Origin of the sequence: Polynucleobacter sp. AP-Titi-500A-B4 (assembly GCF_018688095.1) — a bacterium.
Lineage (GTDB): Bacteria > Pseudomonadota > Gammaproteobacteria > Burkholderiales > Burkholderiaceae > Polynucleobacter.
In genome coordinates, this window is record NZ_CP061311.1 from 2,035,738 (window position 1) to 2,050,922 (window position 15,185).

At 41.0% G+C, this 15,185-nt stretch carries 20 protein-coding genes; 4 read left to right on the top strand and 16 right to left on the bottom strand.

Features of this window, described 5'->3' with window-relative positions; all coding sequences use genetic code 11:
- Nucleotides 1-59: 59 nt before the first annotated feature.
- Nucleotides 60-788 carry a hypothetical protein gene (locus tag FD968_RS10275; RefSeq protein WP_215366217.1) on the bottom strand — a complete coding sequence of 243 codons (729 nt, stop codon included), beginning with the start codon at nt 786-788 and terminating at the stop codon, nt 60-62.
- A gap of 136 nt (nt 789-924) precedes the next feature.
- Here FD968_RS10275 and FD968_RS10280 point away from each other — a divergent pair, with 136 nt between their 5' ends.
- From FD968_RS10280 to FD968_RS10290, 3 genes are read left to right on the top strand one after another with little or no spacing between them, the layout of a single operon-like run.
- Nucleotides 925-1,707: a hypothetical protein gene (locus FD968_RS10280; RefSeq protein ID WP_215366220.1), complete on the top strand. Its 783-nt coding sequence runs from the start codon at nt 925-927 to the stop codon at nt 1,705-1,707.
- Between the two features lie 19 nt (nt 1,708-1,726).
- Nucleotides 1,727-2,446 (top strand): AAA family ATPase, encoded by a 720-nt coding sequence (locus FD968_RS10285; RefSeq protein WP_215366223.1) that lies wholly within the window; start codon nt 1,727-1,729, stop codon nt 2,444-2,446.
- An 8-nt stretch (nt 2,447-2,454) separates the two neighbouring features.
- Entirely contained in the window at nt 2,455-2,643 is a 189-nt protein-coding gene (locus FD968_RS10290) for a hypothetical protein (protein ID WP_215366226.1), read from the top strand.
- 5 nt (nt 2,644-2,648) lie between these two features.
- On the opposite strand, the gene FD968_RS10295 is transcribed toward FD968_RS10290, so the two are convergent.
- The 8 genes from FD968_RS10295 to hxsA2 form a co-directional block, all read right to left on the bottom strand.
- Nucleotides 2,649-3,923: a tyrosine-type recombinase/integrase gene (locus tag FD968_RS10295; protein ID WP_215366229.1), complete on the bottom strand. Its 1,275-nt coding sequence runs from the start codon at nt 3,921-3,923 to the stop codon at nt 2,649-2,651.
- Nucleotides 3,924-4,313: 390 nt separating this feature from the next.
- Nucleotides 4,314-5,552: a His-Xaa-Ser system-associated MauG-like protein gene (locus FD968_RS10300; RefSeq protein ID WP_215366232.1), complete on the bottom strand. Its 1,239-nt coding sequence runs from the start codon at nt 5,550-5,552 to the stop codon at nt 4,314-4,316.
- Nucleotides 5,512-5,895 carry a TIGR03982 family His-Xaa-Ser system protein gene (locus FD968_RS10305; protein WP_215319359.1) on the bottom strand — a complete coding sequence of 128 codons (384 nt, stop codon included), beginning with the start codon at nt 5,893-5,895 and terminating at the stop codon, nt 5,512-5,514. Before FD968_RS10305 ends, FD968_RS10300 begins: the two co-directional genes overlap by 41 nt.
- A gap of 3 nt (nt 5,896-5,898) precedes the next feature.
- Nucleotides 5,899-6,309, bottom strand: coding sequence for a peptidoglycan-binding domain-containing protein (locus FD968_RS10310; protein ID WP_215319361.1), 411 nt, complete (start codon nt 6,307-6,309; stop codon nt 5,899-5,901).
- Between the two features lies 1 nt (nt 6,310).
- Nucleotides 6,311-7,456 (bottom strand): His-Xaa-Ser system radical SAM maturase HxsC, encoded by a 1,146-nt coding sequence (gene hxsC / locus FD968_RS10315; RefSeq protein ID WP_215366237.1) that lies wholly within the window; start codon nt 7,454-7,456, stop codon nt 6,311-6,313.
- A complete protein-coding gene (hxsB, locus tag FD968_RS10320; protein ID WP_215366240.1) occupies nt 7,449-8,906 on the bottom strand; it encodes a His-Xaa-Ser system radical SAM maturase HxsB in 1,458 nt (485 codons plus the stop codon). The genes hxsC and hxsB overlap by 8 nt, the downstream gene beginning before the upstream one ends.
- The gene (gene hxsD / locus FD968_RS10325; RefSeq protein WP_215281123.1) at nt 8,899-9,198 is read right to left on the bottom strand and encodes a His-Xaa-Ser system protein HxsD; all 300 of its coding nucleotides are present in this window, start codon (nt 9,196-9,198) and stop codon (nt 8,899-8,901) included. The genes hxsB and hxsD overlap by 8 nt, the downstream gene beginning before the upstream one ends.
- Before the next feature lie 15 nt (nt 9,199-9,213).
- A complete protein-coding gene (hxsA2, locus tag FD968_RS10330; protein ID WP_215366243.1) occupies nt 9,214-9,501 on the bottom strand; it encodes a His-Xaa-Ser repeat protein HxsA2 in 288 nt (95 codons plus the stop codon).
- Nucleotides 9,502-9,693: 192 nt separating this feature from the next.
- Between hxsA2 and FD968_RS10335 the strand changes: the two genes are divergently transcribed.
- Nucleotides 9,694-10,008 carry a hypothetical protein gene (locus FD968_RS10335; RefSeq protein ID WP_215366246.1) on the top strand — a complete coding sequence of 105 codons (315 nt, stop codon included), beginning with the start codon at nt 9,694-9,696 and terminating at the stop codon, nt 10,006-10,008.
- 157 nt (nt 10,009-10,165) lie between these two features.
- On the opposite strand, the gene FD968_RS10340 is transcribed toward FD968_RS10335, so the two are convergent.
- From FD968_RS10340 to FD968_RS10370, 7 genes are all read right to left on the bottom strand, one after another.
- The gene (locus FD968_RS10340; RefSeq protein WP_215366250.1) at nt 10,166-10,783 is read right to left on the bottom strand and encodes a nuclease-related domain-containing protein; all 618 of its coding nucleotides are present in this window, start codon (nt 10,781-10,783) and stop codon (nt 10,166-10,168) included.
- A complete protein-coding gene (locus FD968_RS10345) occupies nt 10,784-11,080 on the bottom strand; it encodes a membrane lipoprotein lipid attachment site-containing protein (protein ID WP_215366253.1) in 297 nt (98 codons plus the stop codon). It abuts the gene before it with no gap.
- Between the two features lie 285 nt (nt 11,081-11,365).
- Nucleotides 11,366-11,677: a cytochrome c, class I gene (locus tag FD968_RS10350; RefSeq protein WP_215366256.1), complete on the bottom strand. Its 312-nt coding sequence runs from the start codon at nt 11,675-11,677 to the stop codon at nt 11,366-11,368.
- A 10-nt stretch (nt 11,678-11,687) separates the two neighbouring features.
- On the bottom strand, nt 11,688-12,908 hold the full coding sequence (locus FD968_RS10355; RefSeq protein ID WP_215366259.1) for a molybdopterin-dependent oxidoreductase: 1,221 nt from the start codon (nt 12,906-12,908) through the stop codon (nt 11,688-11,690).
- Between the two features lie 344 nt (nt 12,909-13,252).
- Entirely contained in the window at nt 13,253-13,648 is a 396-nt protein-coding gene (locus FD968_RS10360) for a hypothetical protein (protein ID WP_215366262.1), read from the bottom strand.
- 173 nt (nt 13,649-13,821) lie between these two features.
- Complete coding sequence (locus FD968_RS10365) at nt 13,822-14,427, bottom strand: DUF6803 family protein (RefSeq protein ID WP_215366266.1); 606 nt, start codon at nt 14,425-14,427, stop codon at nt 13,822-13,824.
- Between the two features lie 57 nt (nt 14,428-14,484).
- Nucleotides 14,485-14,817, bottom strand: a complete 333-nt coding sequence (locus FD968_RS10370) for a hypothetical protein (RefSeq protein ID WP_215366269.1) — start codon at nt 14,815-14,817, stop codon at nt 14,485-14,487.
- Nucleotides 14,818-15,185 lie beyond the last annotated feature (368 nt).

Genomic DNA, 15,185 nt, shown 5'->3' on the forward strand with positions numbered 1-15,185 from the left:
CCCTCATATTTGCTTACAAGTTGTTATTAGGATATCAAAATGTCCGTTAAAAGGACATCTTAAGCAACAGGAAACTGACCAATAACGGCATTATCAATTCGTGCTTTTGCTTGCTTGATATATCGCCCAACTGTTGCTTGGAGACGATTTCGCTTTATCAATCTATCAACAGAGTCATCTTTGGGGTTTGGCATAGAGTCTTTAGGTAAAAGCCGCATCTCAACCCCTAATTCCCAATGCTTTAGTTTGTTAGGCCCTGATCTAGTTTCCATATAGCGGTCATATATCTGTAAACAGAGTCTTAAATTGGCAATCGTATATGTGCCATTAAGTGGATACTTGGCAGAAGTGGCTCTAGTTTTTTGGGTGGGGCGACCTCTGCCCCGCTTATGTCTATCCATCAGCAACTCATTGAAATACTTCTTAAGAGACTTCTTATCGTAAGTTAGCGGCACTTGTAAAAAGATGAATTCATCCTTGCTCCATTGATCAGGCACTTCGTCTTTGCCATCTATCTCTTTAAATTTGTAGATAGACATTTGCTCAGCAAATAATTTAACTCCCTCAGCTCGCCACCACAGCCTGAACTCATCTCCACGCACATCACCAAAGTCTGCATATAGCTTGGCGTATTTTCCCTTGCCACCTTTTTCACAAGTCGCCAGATAGTCTTTATTGCGGCGCAAGTACGCCCACCACCAGTAATAAGGACTTTCCTCTTGCTTTGAAGGCGCAAGTCGTTTGTGTTTTGTTCCAAATGTAGGTGTAGGCTCAAAAAACTTTACCATTTTATTAACATCCTAAATAGATCATTTTTGTATGGGTTAGAGAATTTTAACCCAAAAGAATAAAGTTATTACATGGCCAAGCGGTTAAATTTCTTAACAAGCAGTCATATTTCTTAATACAGAAAGAGAGTTAAAAATGAACGCATTATTAAACGCAGTAGATACAACCCCTGTTACAACAAACGTCCTTTTAAAGGACACAACCAAAGTAGCTAACGTTGCTGTTGGTACCACCATTGCCCTTACTAATATGGAAGCAAATCGTATTAGCTGGGAACAAGGCGCCTACAGAACAAGTAATCAAGCCTTATATGCAGTATTGGGCGATTGCTTGGCTTTTTGTGGTGACCTGACCCTTCCAGAAGCCAAACAACGTAGCGAATCTTTAGAGTCTTTCTATAAAGATCGCGGCTACACATATAAAAAGGATCTCCCATTAGCGACACGTGTAGTGCGTGCTGTTTTTGGATCTAGAGATCGCCGCCGTATCAGCACCTACTCTTTGGTTATTCGTCAGGCAATGAAAGAGAAAGTTTTGATAGCTGACTTTTCAGCATGGGTGGAAGAGCGTGGCGGCGTTCAAGAGATCAGTCTTGGCAAGAGCGCTACTTACATCAAGCCTGCGGACAAAGCTGAGATTGCTAAAAACAATCTAAAAGGCAAAACACCGATTGGTTATGCCAAATCTGAATTGCTGTCACATGTTGCTGATGCTCAATACCTAGGTGATATGTGCGTACTTTTAGCAGAGCAACAAGCTGATGGCAGTTTTGGTATCTATGCCGTTCTGCGTCAAGATGGATTAGTCAAGTCTGCTTTTACCTCTTTGTATGCAGTTAGCAAAGAGATTGAAGATAAAGCAAAGGTTGAATTAGATGCGGCTAATGATGCAGATGGCGCTATTGCTAAATCTGCTTAACCAATCAAGGGGGGGTGCTATGAGCATTCCCCATTCATATTTGAAAGGAATACAAATGTTAACGAAAGGAAATAATCATGAGCCTCAAACGATTGATGACATCATCTTTGGAAACAATGAATCTAAATTGCGGATTGAGGATATTGTCAGTGGTGCCGAAGCATTACCTTACTGCGGTAAATCAGGCGTCCTTCTTTACGGAGTGCCTGGAACAGGAAAAACCACGCTGGCAAACTTGCTACCTAACGCAATTGAAAAAAACAAAAGTGGGTATGAGCTAGCTTGGGATGCTGAATATATTGGCTGTCAGCAAGGATTTAATGGCCCTCAAGTAATGACATTTATCCAAAATATTATGGGTAAGTCCACTTTCAATAAAAGCGGGCTTCACTACATCATTATTGATGAAGTAGACCATCTATCTAATCTGGCACATAAAAGTCTAAAGACTGCCCTAAATACAACTCGTGGGGTGTTCATACTCACAACAAACAATGTGTCTCAATTAGATAAAGGGTTGCTTGATCGCTGTGTTTTAGTTGAAATGAATGCGGCAAATCCAAATGCGTATCTGGATATTGCCAAAGCCATCGCTGGAGAGGTAGGCATTGTTTTCTCTAATGATGAACTACTGCCGACGATTCAAGCCGCCAATGGATCATTTAGAAACTTGTTTCATAACGTTGGTAGATTGGCTAGACGCAAAAGTCAACAGCTACCACCCAATGTCATTTATTAGAGGGCAATATGAAGCTATATAAAGTTAATTATGAACTTCATCAAAAGGGTTCATTATTAGTAATGGCAAATTCAAAAATTGATGTTCCAAATAAATTTCTTGAATACTCAATTGATCAAATGATCAAAGCATGTGATGAGGGATCCGGCCCATATTTCTGCGAAGATTGTGATATTGAAGAGATTAGTAGTTCGTAATAATTTCAAGCCAACCTATCCGCCGCCATCGTTGCCGTCAACTTGCTGTAATGACGATCAATCATGGCGGCACTATTTCCCATCTGCTTAGACAGCGTATGAATATCCGTCTTGTTCTCTAGTAACTCTAACGTAGCGTAGGTATGACGTAATGAATAGAGTGTTCGCATCTGTCCATCGTGACTTAACCCCAAACCACTATCTCGCATCAATCGCTTAAAAGCACCATCAATCCGCATGGGCTGATGACCATTGGCAAATACAAAGATGCGCTCTGGTGCTCTTGTCTCAAATAATCTATCAAATGGAATGTCATATACGGCTTTTTGACGACTGTGTAAACGCTTGAGAACATCAATTGCTCTATGTTTGGCAATGAGCCAGCGCCCACCAGTCTTGCCATCTACCCAAATCCTTAAATATTTCTTCTCGCCCTGCGTGTGCCACTCTATGTTGTTCCAGCAGATATTCAGTGCCTCAGTGCCATGGCGCATGCCTGTGTATAAAAGCATTTCAATATAGTCGCGCAGTAAAGGGCGAGTCTCATGCTCAATCTCTAATCTGCCTTGCTTGATCCACGGCTCCATAAATTTCAATAGGCGATCAATTTCTTCACGAGTAAATGCTGGGCGAGTTTTACCCTTCTGCCCTCTAGCTGTGAGTTTGGGAATGGCTACTCTCTCGCTGATCCAACCTTTGCTAATAGCTACGAGCTGTAACTTCGTCCAAGCACTGGCAAAGTTCATTAGGGTGCTGGCTCTGGGCACCTTGTTCATTTGTCTATTTCGCCAAACTTCAAACTCATGCACGTCTGTATAAGTTATTTCTTCTAGTCTTTTGTCACCAAAGTAAGGCAAGAAGTATTTCTCAATACAGGTGATGTAGCTACCGTATACGCTCTTGCCTATTCCCACATCCAAGTCTTGCCGCATTGAGTAGAGAGTGGCGTGTGCAATTTCTGCAAACGTGGGTGACTTTTGTGCAAGCCCTAGTCTTTGGCGAAATCTGGTTTCATCGTAAAGATCGCAAGCCATTCGTACTGCATGCTCAATACTGGCTTGGCGGGTGGTCTGACGATGCCATGAGCCATCTTGCAGTCTAAAGCGGCAATGCCATAGCGGGCTTCCGGGTCTGCGGTGGATAACCACTTCGCCATCACGCAGATAAAGCTCTGTGGGTTCGGCGTATTTGAGCTGGCTTAATGCTGTGGGTTGGGATTCTTGGAGTGGTGAGGAGATTACCTCTAGATGACTTTCAGGTACTTTGATTACCTTAGTCACTTTGTGGGCGGCGTGCTGTTGTCATACAGCTATTTTATTTTCAGACTTTTGCTTGGGCAACCGATGAGCGTCGATTAAATCGACACTTGGGAAGCCATTAATATGAAACGTCCTTTAAAAGGACGTTTATCTATTTGCCGATCCAAAAAAGCTCATTACTCCTAAACCAAATCCAATGTAATAAAAGAGTCCAGTATTTGGCTGTCCAATAATAAAAACACCGTCTACAAAGAGCCAGCCAAAAAATGAGAAAACAATTATGTATCCATGCCATAAGCCTGAAAAGAAGCCATATGGATCACCAATTTCTTCGGGTGCATAGTGGTGTGCACATCCAGACAGTACAAGGCTAATAACAACTATAAGCGGAAGGTATCTTAGACACCTCATTTAAAAAGATAGGGTTTTTAAAAAGCTAACTACTTGGTTAACTTCTTCCGAGCTTAGGTAATTAACTCTGGTAGTACTGTCGCTATAAGTCAGTCGTTTAGATAGTTCAAATCTGTCAAATTGCTTCATCTTATCTACAGCAATAAGCGACAACGGATCATAGTGTGCCGTTACCGCCTCTTCCATAGTTCTAACAGAACCAGAGTGCCCATATGGACCAGTCTTCTCTACGTTATATAGGGGGGCTGTTCTAAATTTATATAAATCTTTTGTATTGAAAGTAACGTTATATCTTCCATGGTCAACACCAAACCCATTTCTTCCAAAACCTAATTGAGGAAAGGGGACTGAATAAAATTTAAAGTCAGAAAAATGAGGTCCTGAATGACAAGTAACACATGCGCCCTTGCCGTAGAAAATCCTAGCTCCTTTAAACTCTGCTGGAGTAAATGACTCCTTACCAGCCATAACATTCTCAAGTTTTGATGGCTTTAGCCTAAATTCAGAGCGAATGAATGCCGCCAAGCTTCTTGCATAGTCTATGTACTCAAGCTTGCTCTCGTCTTTCCCTAATGCTTTTGCCAACTTCTTACTTGCTTCTGGCTCAGTCTTTACTAAGTTTTGGACAATGGCTTTATAGACTTCTTTAGATTTTTCTACAGATTCTGTTTTGTTTTTTTCAATGAACTCGTCTTCTTGCAACATTTCGCGTATTTCTACTACCGGCAAATGATCGGCTGTTACTAACGAATCATTTGATGGGAGATTTGACCCAAACTGAGTAATCTTTTTGTTACCTGAAAAATCAACCCTGCCATCCCAAAAGAAAACATCAAATCCTTTGGCTCCTCGCCCCCAAAAAGCCAGGGCATTTCTTGGGAGTAACTTTGCACCACTTAGTAGTCTTTTTGGGCCATCGCCCTCACCACCAACAGCCGCCGCAATAGGAATACCATCCGTAGAACCAAATCTGTCCAAATGGCATGTTTGACATGAAATATTGCCATTCAAACTCAATCGCTTACTTTCAAATATTACTTTACCAACATCAGCCAACTTCTCATCTGGATTTCTATATAAATCACCAGAAGGCACAAACCCCGCAGACTTAATCTGCTGTTTAATAATTCTCACTTCCGCATTTTCTGCTCTGGCAACATGGGCTGTTACCAGCAAGAGAGCTATCAGGGTGGTTGTCTTAATATTTAATTTCATGAGTTTTAACAAAAGTTCTAACATCGTTTGCTTTTTCTTCTATTGCTTCCAATCCAATTTGAGCAAGGTCATTTTCAGTTAAGCCCCAGCTAATTAGCTTTTTTCTCATAGTATCGTAGTCATTACAAGTTAAAAGCCCAATCTCAGCGGCGTGTAGTTGCTTAATAGATTCATCTGATTTATCTACATTCACCTTATTTTTGGCAATTAAGTGGTTCTGCATGACGTTATCGCATTGAAACACTAAAGTTTTGTAATCCTCTTTATAGATCTGGGTGCCAATAAATGGCAAAGCAATGAACTTAGTTGCTAATCCAATACAGGAAATTGAAGCTATTACATTCAAGGTAATAAGTAATTTTTTCATTATCTAGTTACACCCTAATTTTTTTCTTGTCTCTAAATCCAATAAACCTGTTTTACTTAATTTTGATTTCGATTGATAACTCAAAATTGCCTCCACTAACTTTGCATTAAATGAAGTATCAAAATCATCAATTGGATAGCCCAGATCTTTGAGTTTAGACATACATTTATCAGCATGTATACCTTTTAATATTTCAGCCTTTTTTCGCTCTTGCTCCTCTGCTACGGCAGGAGTAGCGGGCAATACAAATGATCTTGGTGTGCTATTTTCATTTCGATCCGAATCACCCTCATCCATCGACATGTGGCTTCTGGTTTCAGTTAAGTAACCTTTCTGAATCGACACCCCAGAAACTACGATAAATATGATCGTTAGCCCTACAAGGATCGAATTTGTATTTTTCTCATTCAACATATCAAATTATTGGTTTTATATGGTCGCTATATCTATGTAATTTAGACGATGAGAAAAATCCTCCGCAGTCAGACTTTCTTACACATGAAGTGCATTCATCAACATATTCATTTTTCCAGTCACTAATTGACTTCTTGTAATTGGGCAACACATCGTCATTGATAACGCAAAGTTGGTGGTTATACACGGAAGTATTAATTCCATAACTACTCAATACATCTACAGCTTCGCTGAGAATATCTTTATATTCGAAGGGGTCAAGCCATAATTGATCCAAGTTCGCCCTAGTAAAGCCCATCATCTCAAGCCCCATAAGCGCCACATGGTCTACGAATAATAAGTTTCTAGCAATAAACTCACATGTCTGAACAAGCCGTTCTATTGTTTGTTTGTGTATAACAATACGTATCTCTACCTTCTGTTGATGCTTTTTAAGGTTAAGAATTCCCTGTATCGTTTCATCAAACGCTCCTTCTGCCTGCACTACATAATCATGCCTTGCTGGATCATCAGAATAGATAGGAATTCCAATAACGCAATCTGGATGATTAATCGCACCGTACTTTGCAGTAAAAACTGGATCACTAAAGGCACGCCCATTAGACAGAACATCAACTGATGTATTGGGTAGCATTAGCTTTGCTTTGTTGATTAGCTCAACAAAGCGATCGCCATATAAAGTCGGCTCTCCACCAGAAAATCCAATATTTACAGTTTCTCTTGGAATCAACTCTAGTAATGCCATAGCATCATCCATCAACCATGAGTCATCAATATTTTTGGGTGGCTGAGAGCACATTAAACAATAATGGTTACATTGCTCAGTGAGCAATATTGTGTTGTGCGAAGAGTTCTTGCGAAATAATGAATTAATGCGCCCGCTTGGCTCAATTCTGATTACATCGCCCTCAGCCAAGTAATTCATTTCTACTGGCAAATGAAAGTGGTTTGAGATTCCAGAGTCTTGCACTTTATCAAAACTAATATACGCCCCATATCCCTCTTCATAATTTAGGCGGTCATCCATCAAGAGGGCATACTTTGCTCTAATTATTGCGGGCAAACCAGATCTCTTGGTGACGATAAACAAACCTCGTTCGCTGAGATTTGCATCATGCGAAATAGCGTTTCCATGAAGCTTAAGCATTTGGTTGTGCCCAACTCATAAACAATCTTTTTACATACGGATCGGCTTCCATACGCTCGATTACATATTTGAATATTTTCATATTCCTATTGCAAAACTCAGATTCTGGTTTCCTGCCTATAAAGTCTTTGTACACACCATGATGAAATACTGGGTCAGCACCACAATATGATTCAAACGCACAGTCATTGCACATGGGCACACTATAAGCAAATGACTCCTCAATGGGATCTAGTAGCTTTGGATTTAAAAAAATATCTTCATATGAATTAGTTAAGACATTTCCTAGCTCAAACGAAGTGTCACCCATTTCCGCAAGCATTCGACTCTCGTCAGATGCATAAACTAAGCCGTCGTAGTTGTAGACAACAGCACCAATGCCGATGCCTGATGGACTCATTAAATCAACATAACCAGGCTCTTGACTTGTAAACATCTTTGTCAAAATTGTTGAGGTGTAGTATTCGCGAAACTTAACGCCTCTTCTATTTAGGTTAATGATGTATTCCAACCCCTCTAAGTAAAAGTCATGCCACCTCTCAGCATCATAGGCGGCGTATGTCTTGGTTTTGAGAGCAAACCCATAAGGCGAAAGAGGGCGGAGAAATATTCCCGTAAACGAATACTTCAAGTATTCATCAATAATCTCTTTAACATGCCCAAGGCTATTTTTGGTAGTTGTCATCAATGCAGAGACCGCATCTATTCCAAGATGCTCTCTAACTAATTGAATGCCCGCTACCGCCTTTTCATAGCTATTGCCACCTGGACGTGGTCTGTTGGCATTATGAATTTCTTTAGGGCCATCCAATGATGTGGATATTATGATTTCATGTTCTTTGCAAAAACTGAGAATCTCTTCATTTATCAAGGCTAGGTTCGTTGCTATAACAAAGCTAAGATTCTTATTGCCTGCCCTACTTTTTGCCGCTACAACGATATACTTTATTAATGGAAAGTTAAGCAGGGGCTCTCCGCCTTGGAACTCAATTTTGATATTTTTAGATGGCGAGCGTAGAGCCAAATCAATTGACCTGTCTGCTACCTCTGTAGACATATCAAATTTAACTTTATCGTCAGACTGCCTAGATACTTGGCAATACGGGCAACTATGCTCGCACCGAAGAGATACAACAAAGATGTGAAGGCCAGTAAATTCACTTAATACGCTGTACTTAGTTCTTAATTTAATTGATAAGAGATCTTTGGCAATTTGAGTCTTATCATCTGTTAAGAAATGTTTGGCTCTCAAATTTACATAATGAGCTGAACCACTATCTAACTTATGCCTTACTAGATTCTCTAATGCATCCCTTGGGATGATCAAATGCTCTCCAGCTAGATTAGTAACTGCATAATTATTTCCTCTCAATGGCTCAAAGCGAAATGGCAATAGAGAGTATTCTTTTTTTTTATTCTTATAGAACTCTATTGGCTGAAACTTACTCATCCTTTATTAGCCCTGTCTTTGAAAAGGTATGAGCTAATATTAGATTCCTAACGCCTTCAGTTTCCTTCTTGATGGATTCCCTTAAATCTTGATCAAGAACTTCCTTCTTAAACTCATCTAAATAGATTTTTACTTGTGGTTCAGTTGCAGATTCTTTAAAAGTCAGACCGCACTTAATCTCATTACCTTCTTTAGCAATGTTTACCGCAAACCTATTAATACTTCTATAAGCGGCTTTTTTTATCGCATCAACTGAATATACGGTTGCATCAAAAGTTATTAACACTTCCATTGGCAACCCTCATTACTAACTTCCAGATCTATGCGATCCATGTGATCCATGTGATGCGTGTGACCCATGAGCGGCAAAAATTAGTCCGACATCGGATTTTTTTACCAACAGCTCATGTTTTTCATCGCCCTTCAAGTACTGAGCTATATGTGTAGTTGTTCCTTCGCGCTCTGCATTTGAATTGGCTTGGGTCGAGCTACTCTTCTCATCAGACTCAATAGGTTTGATCTGGGTTGCTCCAGCATTATTTGCCATTAGGGCGGTGGCCGCCAAACCTACTGGTATTAAAAATTTCTTGGACATTTTTTCCCTTTCTAATAATTTATATATTAGTTTTGATACATTAACATAGGCTTTTTCTTATAGCAATTGGTATTAATTTCTAATAAAAGGCAGTTTTATTACGGTGCTTTTACGTCTATAAGCGTCGATTTAATGGACGCTTATCTAGTTAGTGTGTGCTACCGTTGATATACACACGGATTTAGGGGCGCCATGAAACTTCTTATCACCTGCTTTATATACAGCTATTCACTTCTCTTTGCAGTCTTATGCTCAGCACAGGCTATCTACGATGCCAATGGGGCATATAAGGGTTACTCACAAACGAGCCCAAGTGGTGTCACAAATGTCTATAACGCCCAAGGTCAAAATACTCAGTCGTTTCAAACAGATAATGGGCAGACTAATTTCTATAGTCCACAGGGGGCTTATCAGGGAACCAGTACATTACCGATTCAGACACAACCAAATACAACTATTAACGTACCGCGGCAAGTGCCTCAAGCGCCAAGCGTTAAAGGTTGGTAGAGATACTCATCCCTTTTGCCTACGATTCCTCTGTTCAAAGTCAATAGCCTCTTGTAATAGAGTCCTTTGTTTTTCTTCTTCTATATGACGCTCGATTAAATCTTTGCCTGTAATGACTTGTTGATCATTAAGCAAAGAGTCTAGGGTGGGCTTTGCCTTATCTTTTTGCAAGATTATTCCTGTGCTCCACATCAGTCTCACGAGTTAATGCCAAGCGTAGACACTCTAATCTTCCAACGCAAAATTGCATTCTGTTTTCAGTAAGCAATTCTTGATCAACGCTCCTAAGATGTGACAGGAGCGAACTTAGGGAATGAACATTCTTAGGCTGATTTGTTTTGAATTCAGCATCGCCTGTAAATACAACCATTCCAAATACTTGCTCTGCTGGCAAGAAATCCAATAGACCCTGCACAGCCTTAAGATGCCTATAGTTTTGGTGAAGTGGATTTTGAAAGCGATACTTACGCCCCCAAATAACTTGAGTCCACTCCCTAGACTTTTCGTCACCAAATATCCAGCCCTTGTAATGCTTGGTTTCTATTACAAAAACTCCAAAGCGTGACACTAGAACATGGTCAATTTGAGTTGTTCCATTCTCAAGCTGAAGCGTGACATTGTTCAATAAGTGCCACGAGCCCCTAGCAAGGTTATTAGTAAGAACTTTGCGAACCAATACTTCGCCAATATTCTGAAACTGATATGTGCGATAGCTTTTTAATGCATAACCAAGAAATGCGGCAAGTGGAATAAGAATCCACCAGTACTTAATCATTTATTTTTTCTTAATTGGCGGATGACGCTCAAAATAAGTTTTGGGGCTAACTCCTATATCACCATCAGGATCAATAATTTCCATAGGTTGCCACACAGTAGGCTGATCTTCTAAATCTGTATATTTGATCACTTGCCAGACCTTGCCTTTTTGGGTATCAATCAAGAAAGTGTCTGCTCGCACATTAGGATTAAAAACAATCTGGAATCTTTGTGACCCACTACTTGGTAACTTGTCACAACCAGCGAGCGTAAGCATTGATAACAAAGCAACGGCTAAAAATATGTATTTTTTCATTACAACCCCTAATTTAATTTTGTCCTTTAAAAGGACGTTACATGAAAAGGGTACCCCGAACAAGACCACTTGAATAGCAGAAACGGTCAAATAGGATTAGACATCCTGATGATTAGATTAGAAACTCTGAACACTGACAAAAGATGCTAGAACTAAGGTGGAGATGCCATTGCTTAACTTAGACACAAATAGCTAGGGTAGAAATGAAAAAAGAGAGCTAGAAGCTCTCTTTTTGATTCTTGGTGGCCCGGGGCGGAATCTACCAGGGTCTGAAGATACCGAACCTTATTTTCTATTGGCCCCGTAGGTCTTATTAAGATAATCAACAATCGCCGGAACCTCCTCATCAGTAATGGGCGCCTTAAATACATTTTTCATCCTTAAAACTTGAGCATTCCAATAGCCAACTCCCGTATTGGGCGGTTGATATTCTGCATAGTGGGCAGAGTGGCAGGTAGAACATTTCTGTAAAGTCAGCTGATAGCCAGGCAAATCTGATGGTCGCCATAAAACAGTATCAGCTGGTAACTCAATCGTTTTAGCTTGTGCCATTTGTGCCAAAGCAAGAGCAGATAGAAGGAGGATAGTTTTTTTCATATTCTTCTCCTTAAACCGCTGTGACTTTTACAGTCTCAACAATATTTCGCATATAGCCAGCCGGCATCCAGCTTGCAGTCATGGGCTGAACTTGGCCAGCATGATTAAATGCCCTGACCCTTAAGTCCAATATCCCTTTTTGTTTTGGCGTAAATTCAATGCGCCACTCTCTAAATGAGAAACGTCCAAGGTCTTGACCCAATCTCGCCTCTGTCCAATTTTGTCCATTGTCCTGCGAGAACAAAACTTTCTTTATTCCATAGCCCGCATCAAAGGCAATGCCTCGGGCTTGAACCGGCTTACCAACAGCGACAACGCTACTGTCTGTGAAGTTCGTAATGAATGAGCGAATCGTAAATTGATTAATTGGAATCGTTTTTGAAGGTGCGGTTCCAGGCGCAACACAGTTACAGTCATTATCAGGAATGCGATAAGCAGGATTCATCCAATAGCCGTTGTATACATCATCAACCACTTTAATTTCACTAAGGTGCTTAACCCAATATGTTCCGTAGTAGCCGGGAACAATTAACTTGATTGGATAGCCGTTTAAGAATGGGATATCTGTGCCATTCATTTGATAGGCAACCATCACATTGCCGTCCATGGCGTGATCAATATCTAGGCCTTTTACAAAATCAGAATCGCTTGGGAGAATTGGCTGATCCAAGCCATTGAAAGTTACTTGCTTAGCTCCGCCGCCGGGATTAGCCGCCTTCAAAATATCTTTTAAGGCAACGCCAACCCAAGCGGCATTACCCATCGCACCATTACCGAGTTGCCCACCATTAACTCTAGGTTCAAATAAACCGCGGCTATTACCAGAGCATTGATTAACAGCAACAATACGTTGAGATGGAAAGTTTTTCTTTAACGACTCTAGAGAAATCTCTAAAGGCTTTTCTACATTGCCACCAACTTTTAGTCTATAAGTATTGGGGTCAATGGATGTTGGAATGCCGGCCATGTGATAACGCACAAAGAATTCATCATTTGGCGTAATGACATGATTGTCGTAATACCTAAATGGAGTCTCTAATTGAGGAGGCCTAGAGGTCAACACAATCATGGGCTTCTTTTCAGGAAAGGCCATGAGCTCGCGTTCACCATAGGCTATTGGTAAATTCGCTTTCTCCCCCCCCATTGCCCAAGATGGCAATAAAGAACTGGCTCCACCAGCCAAGGCCGCTGTAATGACTTTACGTCTATTGGTAAAGTTTTCTGAATTCATGGATGTCTCCTCCATAGTATTTTTGGTTTAAGTAAGAATAGCTACTTTTAAAGAGGCATGCGTTGGTGATTACCCTCATCGAGCATTAAAAATGTCGTTTTAAACGACATAGCGAGCACCGACCCTAGATCAGGCTCACTTAAACCGACGCTTGACCAACATAGGGATGTCTAATTGACTTGTCCTTTTAAAGGACAGTTCATGATGGGGATATCCAAGGCAAATGGCGCCTAACCCTACCAGACCCCAAATGAAAAAACCACCCAAAGGTGGTTTTGGTGTTTCTTGGTGGCCCGGGGCGGAATCGACCAGGGCCGAGGATGTCTAATCCTACTTGGCTTAGATTACATCTTCACAATTTTCCAAGCGCCATTTAAGAAGCCATCACCAGTTTTATCTCCTGGCTTAGTATCCTTGGCCCAGAAATACAGAGGCATGCCTTTATATGCCAATTGCTTCTTGCCATCGTCACGGGTAATCACAGAGTAATCGCCAGAAATTGCTGGACTGCCATCAACCAATAGTGGCGGCCAATTAGCGGCACATGGACCATTACACGCAGATTTTCCAGATCCGGCCGCATCTTTAGCAAACGTATATAAGGTCATATTGTTACTGCCTACTAACATGCCATCATTTACTTTGGTATATGGCGCCATGGCTCCACCCGTCATCGACGCACATGCGGCTAATGTAGCGGTAGCGATCAAACCAATTAATACACTCTTAATACGATTCATTTAGATCTCCTTTTAAAGTTACATAAATACTCTACAGGTAATTGATGTTTAACGTATGACGCCAGTAAAACCAAGGGGCTAGGTATGAAAAAACCACCCTAAGGTGGTTTTAATGTTTCATGGGGGCCCGGGGCAGAATCGACCAGGGCCTAGAGCGAGAAATACTTAAGGCATTAGTGGTTATGGCCTTTATTATTCATTGGCTTTTGATCGTTCATCATTTTCTGATGTTGCTTCATCATGTCACCATGCCCATCTGGATGGCAAAACTCATGATCCGAGTTACCACTCATTTGATGAGTATTGGCGCCCTTGTATCCCAGAATACTTGGATCAAGCATGCCGGCAATCATGGCGATGTGTCCAAACACCAAGAACAATGCAACACATATCGCATGAATTTTTAACTTACCCATTTGGTCTAGTGCTCGATTAACTAAACCCAACTCTTGTAGGGCAATCCAGATCAGCGGCAATCCTGCGATGACATAAGTGCTGACAGCAATTACATCAATCACTGTTCTCCACTCGCCTGCCTGTGTAATGGGAATTATGGCGTTAGTCACAATGTAGTAAATGATCCCAACAAAGTAAACGCCTACAGCAATTCCAGAAAAGCGATTGAGGTAATAAACAGCACCATCGAACTTGCGAGTAAAGAGTAGATATAGTTCAGTAATAGCTAAAGTCTCTGCTAAGACGATTGGGATGGCCATAAAAATAATTAAATTCCAGGGCTGATTAACAGCCAATAACTCCATGTAGTGAGTCATGTTCATAAGATTTCTCCAATAGATTACGGTGGCTAGATGCCACAAAAATTAGTTAATGCGTAGTTAACTAATTAATCTTGGAGGTTTGAATATATGACTTGGAACTGCCTCAACAATGAGTTGGGGCACTTGAGAAACAAAGTGATTTGAGAAATCTGGCTCGATATATTGGCCGGTAGATAAGTTTGCTACTACGCCCAAACAGCATTGATACTGTGCTTGATGGTTGGTTGATTGCGACTTCTCAACATTCACATCACTTTTTGTATGGCAATCATGCTGAACTACATGCCCAGAATGAGCTTGTGATATGAAGTCGGCAGATACGGGCATGCTACCCGCATGAATCAAGCTGGCAAATAGACTAAAGCAAAGGGTGACACATATCCTTCTCATAATTCCATTCTACGCCCAACAAATGAAAAAACCACCCGAAGGTGGTTTTGGTGTTTCTTGGTGGCCCGGGGCGGAATCGAACCACCGACACAAGGATTTTCAACTCTGTCCCCCAGACTAAACTCCCGCTAGATCTCAAAAGGTTCGCCCCACCATAGGCAAACTTTGTGCACAAAACTTTCTTGGGTGATTGTATGAGACTGATTTAGTTGAGTTATTTTGACCCACGCAAGGATGGCAAGAGAGTTTGGTGGCGTAGTGGGGATTTGACTGACACAAGGATATGATGTCCTTGCGTTAGTCGGGATACCCCGCGCATTAAATGTCCTTTTAAAGGACGAATTGAGCCGTGATCATTTAATCAAGGC

Coding starts and splice junctions, on each gene's coding strand:
- FD968_RS10275 (WP_215366217.1), bottom strand. CDS start 788: ATGGTAAAGTTTTTTGAGCCTACACCTACATTTGGAACAAAACACAAA.
- FD968_RS10280 (WP_215366220.1), top strand. CDS start 925: ATGAACGCATTATTAAACGCAGTAGATACAACCCCTGTTACAACAAAC.
- FD968_RS10285 (WP_215366223.1), top strand. CDS start 1,727: ATGAGCATTCCCCATTCATATTTGAAAGGAATACAAATGTTAACGAAA.
- FD968_RS10290 (WP_215366226.1), top strand. CDS start 2,455: ATGAAGCTATATAAAGTTAATTATGAACTTCATCAAAAGGGTTCATTA.
- FD968_RS10300 (WP_215366232.1), bottom strand. CDS start 5,552: ATGTTAGAACTTTTGTTAAAACTCATGAAATTAAATATTAAGACAACC.
- FD968_RS10305 (WP_215319359.1), bottom strand. CDS start 5,895: ATGAAAAAATTACTTATTACCTTGAATGTAATAGCTTCAATTTCCTGT.
- FD968_RS10310 (WP_215319361.1), bottom strand. CDS start 6,309: ATGTTGAATGAGAAAAATACAAATTCGATCCTTGTAGGGCTAACGATC.
- hxsC (WP_215366237.1), bottom strand. CDS start 7,456: ATGCTTAAGCTTCATGGAAACGCTATTTCGCATGATGCAAATCTCAGC.
- hxsB (WP_215366240.1), bottom strand. CDS start 8,906: ATGAGTAAGTTTCAGCCAATAGAGTTCTATAAGAATAAAAAAAAAGAA.
- hxsD (WP_215281123.1), bottom strand. CDS start 9,198: ATGGAAGTGTTAATAACTTTTGATGCAACCGTATATTCAGTTGATGCG.
- hxsA2 (WP_215366243.1), bottom strand. CDS start 9,501: ATGTCCAAGAAATTTTTAATACCAGTAGGTTTGGCGGCCACCGCCCTA.
- FD968_RS10335 (WP_215366246.1), top strand. CDS start 9,694: ATGAAACTTCTTATCACCTGCTTTATATACAGCTATTCACTTCTCTTT.
- FD968_RS10340 (WP_215366250.1), bottom strand. CDS start 10,783: ATGATTAAGTACTGGTGGATTCTTATTCCACTTGCCGCATTTCTTGGT.
- FD968_RS10345 (WP_215366253.1), bottom strand. CDS start 11,080: ATGAAAAAATACATATTTTTAGCCGTTGCTTTGTTATCAATGCTTACG.
- FD968_RS10350 (WP_215366256.1), bottom strand. CDS start 11,677: ATGAAAAAAACTATCCTCCTTCTATCTGCTCTTGCTTTGGCACAAATG.
- FD968_RS10355 (WP_215366259.1), bottom strand. CDS start 12,908: ATGAATTCAGAAAACTTTACCAATAGACGTAAAGTCATTACAGCGGCC.
- FD968_RS10360 (WP_215366262.1), bottom strand. CDS start 13,648: ATGAATCGTATTAAGAGTGTATTAATTGGTTTGATCGCTACCGCTACA.
- FD968_RS10365 (WP_215366266.1), bottom strand. CDS start 14,427: ATGAACATGACTCACTACATGGAGTTATTGGCTGTTAATCAGCCCTGG.
- FD968_RS10370 (WP_215366269.1), bottom strand. CDS start 14,817: ATGAGAAGGATATGTGTCACCCTTTGCTTTAGTCTATTTGCCAGCTTG.